This is a genomic window from Mucilaginibacter sp. SJ (genome assembly GCF_028993635.1).
GTDB lineage: Bacteria > Bacteroidota > Bacteroidia > Sphingobacteriales > Sphingobacteriaceae > Mucilaginibacter.
The window spans coordinates 5,503,992-5,520,145 of record NZ_CP118631.1 but is presented as its reverse complement, the minus strand read 5'-3'; the positions used below and the strand labels follow the sequence as shown (position 1 = coordinate 5,520,145).

At 41.3% G+C, this 16,154-nt stretch carries 13 protein-coding genes, 1 tRNA gene and 1 pseudogene; 7 read left to right on the top strand and 8 right to left on the bottom strand.

Annotated elements, in window-relative coordinates:
- Positions 1-19: 19 nt before the first annotated feature.
- A complete protein-coding gene (locus MusilaSJ_RS23030; RefSeq protein WP_274987117.1) occupies positions 20-3,289 on the bottom strand; it encodes a SusC/RagA family TonB-linked outer membrane protein in 3,270 nt (1,089 codons plus the stop codon).
- 269 nt (positions 3,290-3,558) lie between these two features.
- On the bottom strand, positions 3,559-4,563 hold the full coding sequence (locus MusilaSJ_RS23025) for a FecR family protein (RefSeq protein WP_274987116.1): 1,005 nt from the start codon (positions 4,561-4,563) through the stop codon (positions 3,559-3,561).
- A gap of 209 nt (positions 4,564-4,772) precedes the next feature.
- On the opposite strand from MusilaSJ_RS23025, the gene MusilaSJ_RS23020 reads away from it, so the two are divergent.
- Positions 4,773-5,414, top strand: coding sequence for a class I SAM-dependent methyltransferase (locus MusilaSJ_RS23020; protein ID WP_274987115.1), 642 nt, complete (start codon positions 4,773-4,775; stop codon positions 5,412-5,414).
- A gap of 13 nt (positions 5,415-5,427) precedes the next feature.
- Here MusilaSJ_RS23020 and MusilaSJ_RS23015 read toward each other — a convergent pair whose 3' ends face one another.
- From MusilaSJ_RS23015 to MusilaSJ_RS23005, 3 genes are all read right to left on the bottom strand, one after another.
- On the bottom strand, positions 5,428-6,021 hold the full coding sequence (locus tag MusilaSJ_RS23015; RefSeq protein WP_274987114.1) for an RNA polymerase sigma factor: 594 nt from the start codon (positions 6,019-6,021) through the stop codon (positions 5,428-5,430).
- A gap of 249 nt (positions 6,022-6,270) precedes the next feature.
- On the bottom strand, positions 6,271-7,140 hold the full coding sequence (locus tag MusilaSJ_RS23010) for an inositol oxygenase family protein (protein ID WP_274987113.1): 870 nt from the start codon (positions 7,138-7,140) through the stop codon (positions 6,271-6,273).
- Positions 7,141-7,435: 295 nt separating this feature from the next.
- On the bottom strand, positions 7,436-8,965 hold the full coding sequence (locus MusilaSJ_RS23005) for a glycoside hydrolase family 28 protein (RefSeq protein ID WP_274987112.1): 1,530 nt from the start codon (positions 8,963-8,965) through the stop codon (positions 7,436-7,438).
- Positions 8,966-9,228: 263 nt separating this feature from the next.
- On the opposite strand from MusilaSJ_RS23005, the gene MusilaSJ_RS23000 reads away from it, so the two are divergent.
- Positions 9,229-9,300: transfer RNA gene (locus MusilaSJ_RS23000), tRNA-Arg, on the top strand.
- A 65-nt stretch (positions 9,301-9,365) separates the two neighbouring features.
- Here the strand turns inward: MusilaSJ_RS23000 and MusilaSJ_RS22995 are convergent.
- Positions 9,366-10,754 (bottom strand): sulfatase family protein, encoded by a 1,389-nt coding sequence (locus tag MusilaSJ_RS22995; RefSeq protein ID WP_274987111.1) that lies wholly within the window; start codon positions 10,752-10,754, stop codon positions 9,366-9,368.
- Between the two features lie 104 nt (positions 10,755-10,858).
- On the opposite strand from MusilaSJ_RS22995, the pseudogene MusilaSJ_RS28135 reads away from it, so the two are divergent.
- A pseudogene (locus MusilaSJ_RS28135) lies at positions 10,859-11,040 on the top strand (type II toxin-antitoxin system HicA family toxin).
- 18 nt (positions 11,041-11,058) lie between these two features.
- Entirely contained in the window at positions 11,059-11,445 is a 387-nt protein-coding gene (locus MusilaSJ_RS22985; protein ID WP_274987110.1) for a hypothetical protein, read from the top strand.
- Between the two features lie 31 nt (positions 11,446-11,476).
- Here MusilaSJ_RS22985 and MusilaSJ_RS22980 read toward each other — a convergent pair whose 3' ends face one another.
- Positions 11,477-11,836 (bottom strand): winged helix-turn-helix transcriptional regulator, encoded by a 360-nt coding sequence (locus MusilaSJ_RS22980; RefSeq protein ID WP_274987109.1) that lies wholly within the window; start codon positions 11,834-11,836, stop codon positions 11,477-11,479.
- Positions 11,837-11,911: 75 nt separating this feature from the next.
- Between MusilaSJ_RS22980 and MusilaSJ_RS22975 the strand changes: the two genes are divergently transcribed.
- The 3 genes from MusilaSJ_RS22975 (at position 11,912) to MusilaSJ_RS22965 (ending at position 14,803) form a co-directional block, all read left to right on the top strand.
- Positions 11,912-12,727, top strand: a complete 816-nt coding sequence (locus tag MusilaSJ_RS22975) for an SDR family oxidoreductase (protein ID WP_274987108.1) — start codon at positions 11,912-11,914, stop codon at positions 12,725-12,727.
- A 244-nt stretch (positions 12,728-12,971) separates the two neighbouring features.
- Complete coding sequence (locus MusilaSJ_RS22970; RefSeq protein WP_274987107.1) at positions 12,972-13,856, top strand: oxidoreductase; 885 nt, start codon at positions 12,972-12,974, stop codon at positions 13,854-13,856.
- A 140-nt stretch (positions 13,857-13,996) separates the two neighbouring features.
- Positions 13,997-14,803: a helix-turn-helix domain-containing protein gene (locus tag MusilaSJ_RS22965; protein WP_274987106.1), complete on the top strand. Its 807-nt coding sequence runs from the start codon at positions 13,997-13,999 to the stop codon at positions 14,801-14,803.
- A 189-nt stretch (positions 14,804-14,992) separates the two neighbouring features.
- On the opposite strand, the gene ychF is transcribed toward MusilaSJ_RS22965, so the two are convergent.
- Positions 14,993-16,096, bottom strand: a complete 1,104-nt coding sequence (ychF, locus tag MusilaSJ_RS22960) for a redox-regulated ATPase YchF (protein WP_091175336.1) — start codon at positions 16,094-16,096, stop codon at positions 14,993-14,995.
- Positions 16,097-16,154 lie beyond the last annotated feature (58 nt).

The following is a 16,154-nucleotide window of genomic DNA, read 5'->3' as shown; positions in this document are numbered from 1 at the left end:
TCTGTTAGGTTAAAATTTATTATAAATCAACTTGTACGCCGGCAAGGAAGCTCCTTGTTTTTGGATAGAAATTATTGCTGTCTACCCCGATAAACTGGCCGCTTGCCTGATTATCGATATTCAGGTTCAATTCAGGATCGACGCCTTTGTATTTGGTGATGATAAATAAATTGGTACCGGTAACATACAACCGGATGCCATGTACATAATTACCCGGAACATTTATTTTGTATGCCAGCGTAGCATTACTTAACCTGATAAAGGCACCGCTTTCAAGATAACGTGTTGAATATAAATTGGCATTAACATCGGTTCCCGGCTCGCTTAATGTTAAAGCAGGCACGCCATGCGCCGAAGCCTGCGTTGGCTGGTTAAAGCTGGCCAATGATGCATTCATGATCTTGTTACCGCCCTGCCCCCTGAAAAAGAAATTAAGGCTAAAGTTTTTGTAGGTAAAATCATTGCCGAAACCAAATGTGTATGTCGGCTGTGCATTACCTGCATAAGTTTGATCAGAGCTTTGAGGGGTTGTTGTTGGCTGACCATTAGCACCCATGAAGGTAGATACGCCATTAGTACGGCCAAGATATTTCAAGGTATAAAATTCGCCAAGCGGATAACCGGCTTCAATGATTGATACTTTGATACCGCTTTGTCCCGGGCCTTCCGGATCACCTGCGTAGATCTTTGAAAGATTTGGCGCCAGTGCTGTGATCTTATTTTTATTAAATGAAATATTGCCGTAGCTGCTCCAGGTAAAATCTTTTGTTTTTATTGGTGTTCCGTTAAGGGCTATCTCCACACCTTTATTGGTCATACTGCCCACGTTTTCAACCTTTGTACCAACAAAGTTGTTAATAAGTGATACCGGCACCGCGGTGATCATGTCGGTTGTTTTTTTATTGTAGATATCAACCGAGCCTCCCAAACGTCCTTTAAATAAGGAAAAATCAACACCGCCGTTCAACGTAGCTGTGCTTTCCCATTTCAAATCGGGGTTAGGATTTTGGGTTACGCCAATTGCGCCAATATAAGCGCCATTGTAATAAAAGCTACCGGTAGTACCGTAAAGCGTTATAGGAGTATAAGGTGAGAAACCCAATGAGTTACCTGTTTTGCCATAGCCAACGCGCAGTTTCAAATCATCAAATAAGGATTGAGATTTCATAAAGCCCTCGTCAATGATTCGCCAGGCGGCCGAAGCAGCCGGGAAGTATCCCCAGCGTTTGTTGGTACCAAAGGCGTTTGAACCGTCACGGCGTAAAGATGCCTGCAAAAGATATTTACCTTTGTAGCTGTAATTAAGACGTGAGTAAAAAGATATTAAACGCAAAGTTTCAACATTAACATTACCGTAATCAACCCGGTAACCTGCGGCAGGCGTGCCTAAACCAAGATTACTGGAGCCTGTAGCATCTGAAATGAAACCCTGATTAGTTGACTGGAAACCGTTACCTGTTGTGGTTTGATCTATCGAATAGCCAAATAAAGCTTTAAAATCGTGTTTCTCACCCCATTTATGCGAATAGGTCAAATAGTTTTCAAATAATTTTTTGTTATCCTCATAAGTTGAACGGATAGCTTTGCCGCCAAGCCCCGGTGCAAGTTCCGATGCCGAGTTGTAGTAGGTATTATTATCGGTATTTGTTTCCTGGTAAGCTAAGTTGAAATTGTAAAGAAAGCCTGCAGGCAATATCAACTCACCGCGTATGTTGCCGAGTAATAAGTTAACTTTTTGCTTGTAGCTATCATTAGTGATAAGCCCTACCGGGTTATAACCCAATTTTAAAGTAGGGTCATTATAAAAAGTACCATCAGCATTGTAAATAGTACGGGTAGGCAAATATTGAACTATCGACTTAAACAGGCCTGGGCTTTGCCCGTTTGCCGATGACAGCGGAATATCATTAACCAACAAGTTTGAATTGGTCACCGAATTGCTTAATGAAAAGTCCAGCTTTAATTTGTCATTCAACGCTTTTTGGGTGATGTTGAGCCTGCCTATAACGCGTTTCATGTCGCTGCTTTTAACTATACCCTGGTTTTGCAGGTAGTTTATGCTTCCGTTATAAGTAGTTTTATCGGTGCCGCCGCCAAAAGAAAGGTTATGATTTTGGGAAAATCCGGTGCTGCGTTCAACGGCTTTTTGCCAGTCGGTATTTCCACCGTTGTCATTCGCAGGGGTAAAACTTTGTCCATTAGCTTTTACATAGGCCCTTAACTGGTCGGCGCTGGCAACTTTAAACTGGTTAGATACTTTTTCAAATGATCCGTATCCGTTGTAAGTCATCCTTAACTGGCCTGCTTTTGCCCTTTTAGTAGTAACGATGATTACACCATTGGTAGCCCTGGTTCCGTAAATTGCCGCTGCCGAAGCATCTTTCAATACATCTATCGAAGCAATATCCGACGGGGCCAGTAAGTTAAAGTCGGCACCAGGTACGCCGTCAATTACATAAAAAGGCTCAGATGCCGCACCAGCCCTTATTGAAGATGGGCCACGCAATGTTACAGATGCCTTTCCATTAGGATTACCATCGTTGGTGATATTTAAACCGGCTACTTTACCTTCTAACAAATCAGCGGGAGTTGCAACAACACCGGCGTTAAATTGCTCGGCTTTTACAGTTGCAATAGCGCTGGTCAATTCCTTTTTGGTAGTAGTACCGTAACCAATTACTACAACGGTAGATAACGAGTTTGCCGAAGGCTGTAAAATTACTTTTATAGATGTTTGTTTGCCTACTGCTATTTTTTGAGTTTCAAAGCCTATGTAAGAAAATACCAGCACAGCTTTTTCGTTGGCAACCTGCACCCTGAATTTACCATCTATATCGGTTACCGCACCTGTTGCAAGGCCTTCTATTTTAACAGAAACACCTATTAAAGGTACGCCCTTATCGTCAACAACAGATCCTGTAACAATAATTGGCGGAGGAAGGTCCACTTTTTTCTCGACCGGTGGCTTTGGCGCCGGTTTAACCAATAAACTACCTTCAACTTCGGTATAGGTAAACTGGTTATCTAATAAAACTTTTTTCAAAACAGCCTGCAGCTTTTCGTTACGGGCCGTAAGTGTCACCTTAACATCGGTTTCAATGTTGTTCCCAGTGTACATAATCCGTACGCCGGTACTGGCCGAAATCCGCTCCAGTGCATCAGCAAGAGGGGTATTTTTTAATTTAACGGTAACTGGCTTTTCCAGTACGCTTTGTCCGTATGAATTATCAGCCATGGCAATGGTTGACAGGGAACAGACTACTAATAAAATGATCGCATTAATTTTCATAACATATGTTATGGCTCGAAAGACTCTTTCGGGTATGTTTATTTTCATATTTTTGCTATATTAAAGTGTTATAGGTCAAGCTGGAACATGCTGCGGTTGTGAGAGGCCCTATACATGGTCCATTAAAAAATCTTTACATTTTATTCCTCCAAAACTGGCCCGGCCATTTTGGAGGATCATTTTCTCTTTCCTTGGTTTAACTCATAGCAATTTCATTTTTTTAGGTTGTCAAACATTTATTTGTTTTTATAATTGGTATATCGGGTACATTAATTACAGCCTTTGCCCTTTAAAGTATAAGCATCGCCTTCCTTTTTAAAATGGGCATTTATAAGGGCTTCCGTCAGCTTCAATACTTTTTCTAATGGCATATTGTTAAAATCGGCGTATAATGTACAGTTCAGTAAATTTTTGTCGGCTCTGATTTTTACATTATATTTTCGCTGCACATCAGCCAAAACATCAAACAAAGGGGTATTATAGTATTGCAGCTTGCCCTGCTGCCAGCTGATCACAGACGAAGCATCCTCAACTTTTTCGGTAATCAGTTTTTGGCTGGTTTTATTATAAACCATTTGCATATTCGCTGTGAGTAATACAGCAGCATGTTTTGAGACCGTTGGAACAACGCCTACTTTTCCGCTTACCACGGTGATCTTAACCGATTTATCTTCGGTATAAGCTTTAACATTAAAGCTGGTACCTAAAACAGTGGTTTTAATTTTACCCGAGTGAATGACAAACGGTTTGCTGTTATCGTGGGCTACTTTAAAAAACGCCTCGCCTGTAAGGTTAACCTCCCGTGTATTTTGTTTAAACTTATCCGGATATCTCAACCGGCTGCCTGCGTTAAGACAGATGGTTGTACCGTCGGGTAAAGTAATCAGCTTGATTTCGCCATTTAGTGCTATCGTTTCCTGATAAGTAACAGGGTTCAGCCAGTTGTCCAACTGTTTTCTGAAGATATAGCCGGCACTAAAAATAGCAGTTACAGATGCGGCTACAGCTATCTTTACCAGCAAACGCCAAAGAGGAAACACCTTTCTGGGCGGAGGCTTAATTATACGCTGATGGATATTGTTAAGTATCTGATCAGATGCCTCTCCACTCAGAGAAATCTTCTTTTCCAGTGCATCCCTACTGAAACCTTCAAGCGCTACAAGGTATAATTCTGAAACATCTCCTTGCAGGTATTCGGCAAGCCAGCGCCTGTCTTCAGGAGTTAAATTCTCGGTATTATAAAGCCTTTCTAAGCGTTTGACTATAGTTTCCACAAGCTATTTTTATATAAATACGCCGGGAGCTTTAAAACGGGGGGATGGGTTTGCGATTATTTTTAAGAAAAATAAAAACTCATAATAGTTAGCTGCATTTAATTTTTTTTCACGGGCACATTATTGTCATCAATGTACTGCAGCCCTTGTGTTAACTTACTTAAATACTACCTTTATCATCAATAAATAGCTAAATAATTACCTCTTGTATGAAAAATGCCTGGACAGAAAAATGGGACCAACGATATGCCGAAGAAGAATTTGCCTATGGTGAACAGCCTAATAATTTTCTACAACAACAACTGTCACTTTTAAAACCCGGCAAAATTCTTTTCCCTGCAGAAGGCGAAGGGCGTAATGCTGTTTTTACCGCCGGGCTTGGCTGGGCAGTTTCTGCATTCGATATTAGCATTGAGGGACAAAAGAAAGCCCTGAAACTTGCAGAAAAAAAACAGGTAGCTATTGATTATCGGGTTGGAGAATTGCAGGATCTCAATTATACAGAAGGGCAATTTGACGTGATCGCCTTGATTTATGCGCACTTCCCTGCTAATATCAAATCACTTGTACATCAAACCCTTGACAAATATTTAAATACCAGAGGGCTTATTATTTTTGAGGCTTTTAGTAAAAGCCACCTTGACTACCTTGCAAAAGATAAAAAAATGGGCGGACCGAGAGATATCGAATCACTATTTTCTTTAGAGGAAATTAAAGCAGATTTTAATAATTACGAGATTTTAGAACTTCTGGAAACGGAGATCCATTTAAATGAAGGGACTTATCACAGCGGACAAGGCTCGGTTATCCGGTTTGTAGGAAGAAAGAAATTAGTTGGAGCAATTGTTTAAATACCCCCCATCATCAATTTGTTCCAATCCAATAACAAGCCATTATAACTCCTGCGGTTTTCCATTCAGCCTGGTGTTCTTTTATATGGTTTTTAACTGCCACAACTGCATGTCCGAGGTATTCCTTAACAGTATGTTTAGAAAGGTTCAATTTCTCAGCAGCCTCTTCATAGGTTTTTCCTTCCAATTTGCAAAGGGTAAATACCTTTTTTCGCTGCGGCGATAATTGGTTAATAGCCTGTTGTAATAAATAATATTGCTCATCCATTAATTGTACGTCACCGTTGTCGGTTTCCGTTTCGGCAAAAGGCATGGTATTAACAACAGCGGTTTCGCGTAATTTTTTGCGGAGATGGGAGATCGATTTATTAAAGCTCAGTACAAACAGCCAGCCGCTTACAGATTGATTAGGGTTAATATCGGCCCGTTTTTCCCATAAGGCGATAAAAATATCCTGCAAAATATCGCGGGCAATGTCATCATCTTTAGTGAGTTTGTAAATATTGCGATAAATGGCCTGGTGATACTTTTGATAAAGCATATCAAATGCACCGATGTCATCATCGTGTAAACGAAACACTAAATCTTTATCTCCATCTGTATTCATAAAAACCTGATAATTATTTATTTATTTATTAATCAATAGACAGGAATTATTGTGAAAAATACAACTATTTTCTTATCAAAAAATACACCTAACGACTATATCGTTAATAATTTTATTCAGTAATTGGTAAAAGGTAGCTTATCGCGTTTTGTAAAGCTTGATCCGGGCTATAAATTTAATTTTACAGCCCGGCCAAACAGATTATTGGAATAACCAATATATAAATGGGCTAAAATACAGCCCCTTTAATTACAGCTTAACTGTTGCGGGCAGATATTTGGCAATCAAATCCTCATAATAAGGTTTTAATTCTGATACTACCGGCGGTTTCGGACTTTTGGAGTACAGATCGTATGGATTAAATTTATCAACCCATTTAAACATCTCCTGGTCATGTGCATTCAATAAATGATCGTATGCCTTTTCGCGGTGTTGTGAGTAAAAAGAGTGGTACCGGATCATGTACAAAGCTTCTTCTGGCAAATAATCTTTGGTGATGTGGTACAGGTATTCATCATGCCCCCATGACATATGCACATTTTCGAGCCCGCATTGATGAGTATAAACGCCATACTTGGTATTGTAACGCTCATCGTAGCTATCAGGATTTGCGGCAAAAAATTCCGGGTAAACTATCTTATCCGAAAACTTGCAGCCTACCGGGAACGTATCGCCCACTACATTCCATTGCGGTTCGCCAAAAAGGCAAAGCACCTTGCCCAAATCGTGTATAAAACCAGTTAATACAAACCAATCCGGATGTCCATCGGCACGGATAGCCTCAGATGTTTGCAGTAAATGCTGTAACTGATCAAGGGAAATATCAGGGTCTGATTCGTCAACCAGTGTATTCAGATATTCCATTGCCGACCACCATGGCATTTCCTTTTTATCAAACTGTAAAAAGTTTGCCTTTTTTGCCAATACGTTGCCATAGGTTTGATAAGTATGGTTAAGCCTGTAAAATTCCCTTACCGGGTTATTTTCCTCATCGTTATAAACCCTAAACTCCTCTTTAGCTTTGGCAGTGCCCGGCTCAGGATATCTGCTCAACACATCATCTTCCCATACATCAAGACTTGGCAATGGTGATATCTCTTTTTCAGTTAACTTTTCCATATCGTAAACATTTTATTAATAATAAAAAACCTTCTGTTGAAACCCTATACCAAAAAACATCAATTAAGTATCGGGTTATAATTTAAATTGAGGCAGCATTTAAATGCAACCGTTAGTTTATAATGATTAAATTTTGATAAAAAAAACGGTGCTTTTATATTAAATGCGATATTTATTTACGTAAACGATTAAGTTAAACCAAAGCTAAAAGCCGAACGCTCAAAGCTAAAAGCTTTTAAAATCGATATTAGAAAGGTTAATGCCTTTATCTGAAATGAATCAGTAATTTATCTAATTATCTCCTGAGGATCTTAGATTTACTTTTCCCCGGAATCTGAGTGTACCTGATCAAAGATTTCGTTACCCCATCAAGCACAATCACCGGCAATGATTTAACCTGTGGTATTTTAAGACCGCTAATAAGCAGTCCGTTCACATCATGAAATACACTTGCAGCTCTGAAATCATCACCAAGGCAGCTGAGGGTTACATTTTTAAAAGTTATCCCTTCTGCATGCCGTGTGTAAAAACCCCAGGCAGGCAACTCGCCAAACATCGAAAACTCGGGGTAATCATGCGGGTTTTCGGGAATCTTTGTTAGCGAATCGAGGCTAACATGTGCTACAGCCTTACTGCCATCACCGTGGTATACAATCTTAATATTTTCAAGTGTTACATTTTTAACAGGATGTCCCGGCAACCCAGCAATTGATGAAGGAAAGGTATTATGGTTTCCTTTAACTAAAGGCCCTTCCATCGGATACCCCTTATCGGGTTTACCTTTCGGCACATCTACAGTTACATTACTGATACGAATACCATTGATGCGGCTCACTACAGTATCCTTATTACGATGGCCGAGACGAATAAAAATGGCGTTGCCAGTATTTACCGCGTTGATATTGCTGATATCAATATCTTCCATCACCCCGCCATCAACACATTCCAAAGCAATGGCCGACCGGTAGGTATCGTAAATTTTCACATCTTTTATAGTTATCTTTTTAAAACCTCCGCGCGAAGCCGTGCCAAATTTGATTCCGCTTGCGCTTGACCGAATAGTGCAGTTTGCCACATAAATATTTTCGCAACTGCTGTTCCTGTCGCTTGATTTAAGGCAGATGCCATCATCATCAGCATTAAAAAAGCTATTGGTAAGCTTCACGTTTTGGCAATCAACTAAATCAATACCATCATTATTCCAATAGGTATTGCTTTCAACTTTTATGCTGTCGATAACCAGATCGCGGCATTTGGTATAATCCTGCACCCACACCAGGCCGTTTTTCATCGTTACACCTTTTATCAGCACATCTGTACAATTAGAGAAATGGATCAGTTTAGGCCTGTTTGGTTCCTCGGGCTGAGTTTGCCCCCACGGGTTTTCTTTTTGCCATAACGAATCCCTTAATTTGCCCGCTTTCAGCATCGCAAAAACATCCTTAAGCAATTCTTCCCCGTTTCCATCAATTGTTCCCTTGCCCGTTATGGCAATATGCTGCAGATTGTTGGCTGCTATCAATGGCGCTGCATGGCCTTCACCAAAATCAATTCTTTTCGCGCTGCTCAGCAGCACGGCGTTTTCAGCCAGATTCAGGGTAACGTTTGATTTCATGCTGATACCAGCCGTCAAAAACTTGCCGGCTGGTACATATACTGTACCCCCGCCCTGTATGCTTGCGTTATCAATAGCCTTTTGAATGCTGATAGTATTGTTGGTAATGCCATCGGCTTTGGCGCCATAATCGGCAATGTTAAATACTTTTTGTTGGGCATAACCGGCAAACGGCGTTGTGAGCAAGGCTAAAAAATAAAGACTTTTCATTATATTCTTATTAAGAAAGCTATTTAAGCAGGTTTATCGCTTTTCAAATATGTAATAACAAGCGTTTAATTGTACATTAAACACCTAAACTATTAAACTTTCAACTTAAATATCGGCACCAACGTACTTTTATTTACGTAAACGTTTACATAAAGTAAATCTCGTCGATAATAATCGTTACCAAACTTGCGCATTATTACAATACGTTAATGTATTAAACAATGCTTTTGGTTTAAATCAATTTTATATCTTTGCTCCTGCCTGCTCCCGTAGTTCAATGGATAGAATTATGGTTTCCGGTACCATCGATATGAGTTCGAATCTCGTCGGGAGCACAAAAGGGACTTGCAAGTTGTGAGTCCTTTTTTTATACAAAGAGATTTGCATAACTATAGCTTCACTAATTCTCTTTCATCCCCGGGTACTGGTCAAAAAGAGTTTTTAATTTTTGAGCCATTTCAGGATATTCCCTGATCACATTAGTCCGCTCGCTGGGGTCATAAGCCAGGTTAAACAATTCTGTTTTTGCAGGTAGCGGTGAACCGGCTACGCCCCCAACGTTATTATTTGCCTTTACTTCACGGTATTTCCAGTCGCCAAGGCGCACAGCCTCGCAAACACTGTTGTTATAATAGTAAATAGGTCTGTGTTCGGGGTGTTTAGGCGCTTTGCCTGTTAATACATCAGCTATCGACTGCCCGTCCAGTGTACGGCCTTTCGGCAGCGGGGCACCTGTCCAACTGGCAAGCGTAGGCAATACATCCAGGTTACTCATCATACTGGTGATACTTGCTCCAACCGGGGTATGATTTTTCCAGTAAACAATAAACGGCTCACGTACCCCGCCCTCATATGATAAGCCTTTGCTACCACGAAAAACCCCGGCTGTGCCTGCATCCCAATGTTTGGTAGCGCTATCGCCCAGCATCCGGTCTGGAAAATCTATCCACGGACCATTATCGCTCGAAAACATGAATATCGTATTATCGGCCAGTCCCTGCTTTTCAAGTTCTGCCCAAACCTGACCAAGGCTTTCATCCAATTGTTCAACCACATCACCCAGGTGCCCGCCATCGCTTCTATTTTTATTTTTCGCCGATGAAGCAAAGGCTACCGGTAAATGCGGCATGTTGTGAGCGAGGTAAAGGAAGAATGGTTTATCACCCTTTTTCTGCTCCTTGATAAATCGGATGGCTTCGCGCTGATATAGTTCAATCAATGATGAATCGGCAGGTTTTAAAATTTCGGGCTTATGGTTTCGGAATACTTTGATAACGGTATCTGTTTTCACATAGGGCGAACGATAATCGTGGCTGTACAGCAAACCATAGTATGAATCAAAACCCTGCGCCATGGGGTGGTTATAAGCTGCATGATCGCCCAGGTGCCATTTACCTATCATGGCGGTTTTATAGCCAATTTGCTTCAGCATTTCGGCAATGGTAACTTCCTGATCAGGGATCCCAAGCGATGAACCGGGACCTATAGGGTAAGGCAGGTTCATCCTTGAAGCATAGCGCCCGGTAAGCAATGAAGCCCTTGATGGTGTACAGGTTGGGCTGCTCACCACGTAATTGGTTGCCCTCACCCCCTTTTGCGCCATCTTATCTAAAAACGGCGTGCGGATCACCGGGTTACCATAACAACTCAAGTCAGAGTACCCCATATCATCGGCTAATATAAAAATGATATTAGGTAATTGCTTTTTTTGTGCCGAAGCAGGTGCAATTAAAAATATGAAAGCCAAAAGGAAAAGGCCTTTGCAGATTAATTTGGTTAGATGTTTCATTACCCGGTGAAGATAGCGCATCATCCATGAGCTTAGCCAAAATAATTCATCTTTTACAAAATAAACTTGCTCAAAGGTAGCAAAAATGCTACCTTTATATTAATATGAATTCACGAGAGCTTATCAAAATCTTAAAAGAAGATGGTTGGGTAGAGAAAGCCCAAAAAGGAAGTCATCTCCAATTAATTCATCCAAGTAAAAAAGAAAAGTAACAGTTCCTGTTCACTCTGGCGACATACCTATCGGAACATTGAATTCAATTTTAAAACAAGCGGGGTTGAAATAATTAACAAGTCAAAAAAAGATGGAAAAGATTGAAATAGAATTAATTGTAGAAAAAGGTGATAGTGGTCTTTGGGGAAGGGTTAATTACAATGATAACCTGATAATTGAGACGGGTGTTAACGTTTACGAACTCGAAACCAAAATAAAAGACATTTTACACGAACTCGAAGATGTCGATCCTAAAACTATCGTGTTTAATACAGTATACGATATATATTCTCTCTTTAAGGATTTCGACTTTTTGAATATAAGTAAGATAGCCGTTTATTCAGGTATCCATTCAGGGCTTTTACGCCAGTATGCTTCCGGTGTAAAGCACCCTTCGGCAAATCAGGCTAAGAAAATAGAGGACACTTTGCATAGATTGGCCGACTTAATGAAAAAGGCTTCGATTTATGTTTCGTAAGAGATAGTTACAAAGCAATCAATGCAGTTGTTTACTTATCAGCCTTCCTCAACATTTCCCTATGTTCCTTGCCCCATTTTATCATTTCTAAAATGATGCCACCAAAACTCCTGCAATACGCTGTAGATTCATACTCAATTAAAACCGGCGAAGTTGGCGTTACGGTGCGTTTAACAAGCTTGTTCATTTCCATGGTTTTCAGTTCCCGCGACAACATACGCGTGGTGATGCCGGGAATACTCCGCTCAATTTCCCGGAAACGTTTGTTTCCATTACAAATGGAATTAATGATTGGCAGTGTCCATTTACCACCGATAACGTACATGGTATCTTGTAAAGCCTGCCGCTCATCGGCATGATTACGTTGGTGTGACGTTATTCCCCCTTCCATACTGGTATACTCTGTGTAACTGGTTACAAAATTATATCAATTTCACTATACTTTTGCATCAAAAAATAAAATACCATGTCAAAAACAGTTTTTATAACCGGAACCAGCAGCGGACTGGGCAAATTAACCGCTAAACATTTCGCGCAACAAGGCTGGAATGTAGCCGCCACCATGCGCACCCCCGAAAAGGAAACAGAACTTACACAATATCCTAATATCAAAATATTTAAGTTAGATGTAACCAATCTTGAGCAGGTAAAAACAGCAACCGAACAGGCAATAGCCGCTTTCGGTAAAATTGATATTGTGGTGAACAATGCAGGTATGGGCACATACGGAGCACTGGAGCTTGCCAAAGAAGAAGATATCGACTGGCAGTTTGCGGTAAATACCCGTGGCCCTATTAATATCATCCGTGCCTTCCTGCCTCATTTCAGGGAAAACGAAGGAGGTATGTTCATCAACATCAGCTCTTTTATGGGTATTACTACCGCTGTGCCGCTTGGCTCATTATACAACATGTCGAAATTTGCGCTGGAGGGCCTTACCGAAGGGCTCTATTATGAACTAAAGCCGCTTAATATTCATTTAAGGCTGATAGAGCAAGGCGGCTCAAAGGGCAACAACTTTGTTGAAAGCGTGGTTTGGAACCAAAACCCGGATATAACCGCGTACAAGGAGCTTACCAACAAACTGCAAAACCTGATGAGCTCGCGTGATGAATCGCAGCTTGATGATCCGATGTTGATTGTTAACGCTATTGATGACCTTGCTACCAGTAAAAGCAACAGGTTCCGTACTGTAATAGGCGATATGGGAAATATGCTGATGGACATGCGTAACACCATGCCTATTGAGGAATATATGGAGAAAATGAGCAGCTTCTTTTAAGAACCATGATTTGTAGGATTAGAGGATTTCTTGATCTTTGAATCTCTGCAATCGAGAAATCCTTTAATCAAAAGAATCATGGTTTAAGAGTTATGGGATTACTTGATAGTTAGATCAATTCATCTGGAAATCCTCTAATCAAGCGCATCAAGGTCGAGCTTTTCAACAAAACAACTTGAGCTTTTTAACAAAACGCCGCGCTGCCTGTCAGCCTAACTTTGTGTTATCAAAATAAAGATAAGAAATGAAAAAAGTATGGTTTATAACAGGCAGCGCCCGCGGATTAGGCCGCAGCCTTACAGAAGCAGTTTTAGCAGCGGGCGATAATGTTGCCGCTACAGCGCGTAACCCCGAACAATTAAAAGAGCTGGCAGATAAATATCCCGGCCAGGTTTATCCTATAAAATTAGATGTTACCGATTACCCGGCAGTTTACAAAGCCGTTGCCGATGCGGTAGCTCATTTTGGTAAAATTGATGTATTGGTAAACAATGCCGGTTTCGGCATCATTGGTGCAGCCGAAGCATTTACTGATGAGCAAGTGCGCAGTCAGCTGGAAACTAACTTATATGCTCCTATCGAAATCACCCGCGCAGTGTTGCCTTATATGCGCAAGCAGCGTTCGGGCCGCATTTTACAGATCAGCTCGGTTGGTGGTCGTATAGGTAATGCAGGTTTAAGCATGTACCAGGCAGCTAAATTTGGTTTGAGCGGCTTCACCGAAGCTTTAGCTAAAGAAGTAAAGCCACTTGGCATACTGGTTACCAGCGTTGAGCCGGGAGGTTTCCGTACCGATTGGGCTGGTGATTCGATGAGCTATGCACCAAAGGTTGAAGGCTATGAACAAACTGTTGACGCGCGTGCCGATTATTTATCGAGCGGCAAATTTATTCCTGTAGGTGACCCTGAAAAAGCAGCGAAGGTAATGGTTGATCTTGTTGAACATCCGGAGCCTCCTATACACCTTATATTAGGCAGTGAAGCCGCTGGCTTATTAAAAGCAGCCGACGAAGCACGCAAGGCCGAATTTGAAAAATGGCTCCCTGTTACAACTTCAACTGATCATGCCGAAGCGGAAGATTTTCTGAATACGGAATTTGGGAAATCAATAACGGCTCAAAAAGCATAATGTAATTCCTTTTCCTGGCGGTTGTGTCTCCACGACCGCCATTTTTTTGCCCCGGTGTATGCCCCGATGTCACAAGTATGCGACGGGCGTGAGGACACGCCCTTGGGGATATGTAGAAATATTATATAAATTTGAGCAACATGCCTTTGTCAAATCCAAAAACATCGCCTCGCATACTTTACTCCTGCTACTCGCATGTAAGCAGGGCTGGCGAGCAATTCATTGCCGACCATATTTTCGGCTATATCCTTTCGGGCGATTCGGAGCTTTATGTAAATGGTAAAAACTACTATTTTAAACAGGGGGACTACCGCTTTCTGAAACGGAACGAACTGGCAAAATTTGTAAAGCATCCACCCGCAGGGGGCGAGTTCAAAACCATAACCATCGGTATGGATCAGACCACTCTGCAAAGTATAAGTATCGAACTTGATTTGCATGCAGATGCGCCATACACCGGCGAAAGCGCACTTTTCCTAAAACCTAATGAGCTTTTTAGCAATTACATCAAATCGTTAAGCCCCTATATGGATAAAAGCAGCGATGAGATCAATCCTGCCCTTACCTTGCACAAGGTAAAGGAAGCTGTGATGATATTGCTTGAAACCAATCCGGAGCTAAAAAATGTCCTTTTTGATTTCAGCGAACCCGGCAAAATAGACCTGGAGGCCTTCATGGCACAAAACTACCGCTTTAATGTCGACCTTAACCGCTTTGCCTATTTAACCGGTCGCAGCCTGGCTACTTTCAAGCGCGATTTTGAACGGATCTTTAATATATCACCCAACCGCTGGATCCAGCAGCAACGATTAAAGGATGCTTATTTCCTGATCAAAGAAAAGAAACACAAAGTATCTGATGTTTACATGGATGTGGGCTTTAAAGACCTCTCCCACTTTTCCTTCGCCTTTAAAAAAGCTTATGGGGTAGCGCCGTCAGCGGTGTAACCGCTGAGGGAAGAAGCAAGAAAGCAAGAGTCAAGAAACAAGACGAAAAAAAGAGTCAAGAGAGATCAAGAGTCAAGACTAAGACATAAAAAAGCCAGGAATGATTGGTACTCATTTCCTGGCTCTTGTATCTTGTTGTCTTGAATCTAAATTCTTGGATCTCGACTCTTGATTTCTTGACTCTATCCTTTACACATTAAATCTGAAGTGCATAATATCGCCATCCTGCACAATGTAGGTTTTGCCTTCAACGCCCAGCTTGCCGTTTTCTTTGATCACAGCTTCAGAGCCATTGAATTTCACAAAATCTTCGTATTTAATTACTTCGGCGCGAATAAACCCTTTTTCAAAATCGGTATGGATCACGCCTGCCGCCTGCGGTGCAGTGAAACCCTGGGTAATAGTCCAGGCGCGTACTTCCTGTACACCGGCAGTAAAATAAGTTGCCAAATTTAATAAGCGGTAAGCAGCTTTAATCAGTTTGTTAACGCCCGATTCGGTAAGCCCTAAATCGTCCAAAAACATCTGGCGTTCTTCGTAAGTTTCCAGTTGTGAAATTTCAGATTCAATTTGGGCTGAGATGATCAGCACTTCGGCGTTTTCATCTTTAACGGCTGCTTTTACTTTTTCAACATAAGCATTACCGGTACTTACCGAACCTTCATCAACATTACAAACATATAATACCGGTTTAGCGGTAAGCAGCCAAAGGTCGGCTACATATTCTTTATCTTCTTCCTCAACAGGGGCGGTGCGGGCCGATTTGCCTTCCAGCAGGTGATTTTTATAAACGGTTAACACATCAAAGGTTTTTTTGGCCTCTTTGTCGCCGCCGGTTTTGGCCATCTTTTCAACCTTCTGAATCTTTTTCTCGATAGATTCGAGGTCCTTTAACTGCAGCTCAGTATCAATAATTTCTTTATCGCGGATAGGATCAACCGAGCCGTCAACGTGAATCACATTATCGTTATCAAAGCAACGCAACACGTGGATAATAGCATTGGTAGCGCGGATATTAGCCAAAAACTGGTTACCTAAACCCTCACCCTTGCTGGCTCCTTTAACCAAACCGGCAATATCAACTATCTCTATAACATTTGGTACAATTGATTTTGGCTGTACTATTTCGGTAAGCTTTGTTAAGCGCTCATCCGGCACTGTAATTACACCCACGTTTGGCTCAATAGTACAAAACGGGAAATTAGCCGCTTGTGCCTTAGCGTTTGATAAGCAATTAAAAAGTGTTGATTTGCCCACATTAGGCAAACCTACTATACCACATTGTAAACCCATTGTTTGTTTTTATCTAATTTATATTGCAGGTTCATGGTTGATGGTTCATGGTTGATAG

Coding starts and splice junctions, on each gene's coding strand:
- MusilaSJ_RS23030 (WP_274987117.1), bottom strand. CDS start 3,289: ATGAAAATTAATGCGATCATTTTATTAGTAGTCTGTTCCCTGTCAACC.
- MusilaSJ_RS23020 (WP_274987115.1), top strand. CDS start 4,773: ATGAAAAATGCCTGGACAGAAAAATGGGACCAACGATATGCCGAAGAA.
- MusilaSJ_RS23015 (WP_274987114.1), bottom strand. CDS start 6,021: ATGAATACAGATGGAGATAAAGATTTAGTGTTTCGTTTACACGATGAT.
- MusilaSJ_RS23010 (WP_274987113.1), bottom strand. CDS start 7,140: ATGGAAAAGTTAACTGAAAAAGAGATATCACCATTGCCAAGTCTTGAT.
- MusilaSJ_RS23005 (WP_274987112.1), bottom strand. CDS start 8,965: ATGAAAAGTCTTTATTTTTTAGCCTTGCTCACAACGCCGTTTGCCGGT.
- MusilaSJ_RS22995 (WP_274987111.1), bottom strand. CDS start 10,754: ATGAAACATCTAACCAAATTAATCTGCAAAGGCCTTTTCCTTTTGGCT.
- MusilaSJ_RS22985 (WP_274987110.1), top strand. CDS start 11,059: ATGGAAAAGATTGAAATAGAATTAATTGTAGAAAAAGGTGATAGTGGT.
- MusilaSJ_RS22980 (WP_274987109.1), bottom strand. CDS start 11,836: ATGGAAGGGGGAATAACGTCACACCAACGTAATCATGCCGATGAGCGG.
- MusilaSJ_RS22975 (WP_274987108.1), top strand. CDS start 11,912: ATGTCAAAAACAGTTTTTATAACCGGAACCAGCAGCGGACTGGGCAAA.
- MusilaSJ_RS22970 (WP_274987107.1), top strand. CDS start 12,972: ATGAAAAAAGTATGGTTTATAACAGGCAGCGCCCGCGGATTAGGCCGC.
- MusilaSJ_RS22965 (WP_274987106.1), top strand. CDS start 13,997: ATGCCTTTGTCAAATCCAAAAACATCGCCTCGCATACTTTACTCCTGC.
- ychF (WP_091175336.1), bottom strand. CDS start 16,096: ATGGGTTTACAATGTGGTATAGTAGGTTTGCCTAATGTGGGCAAATCA.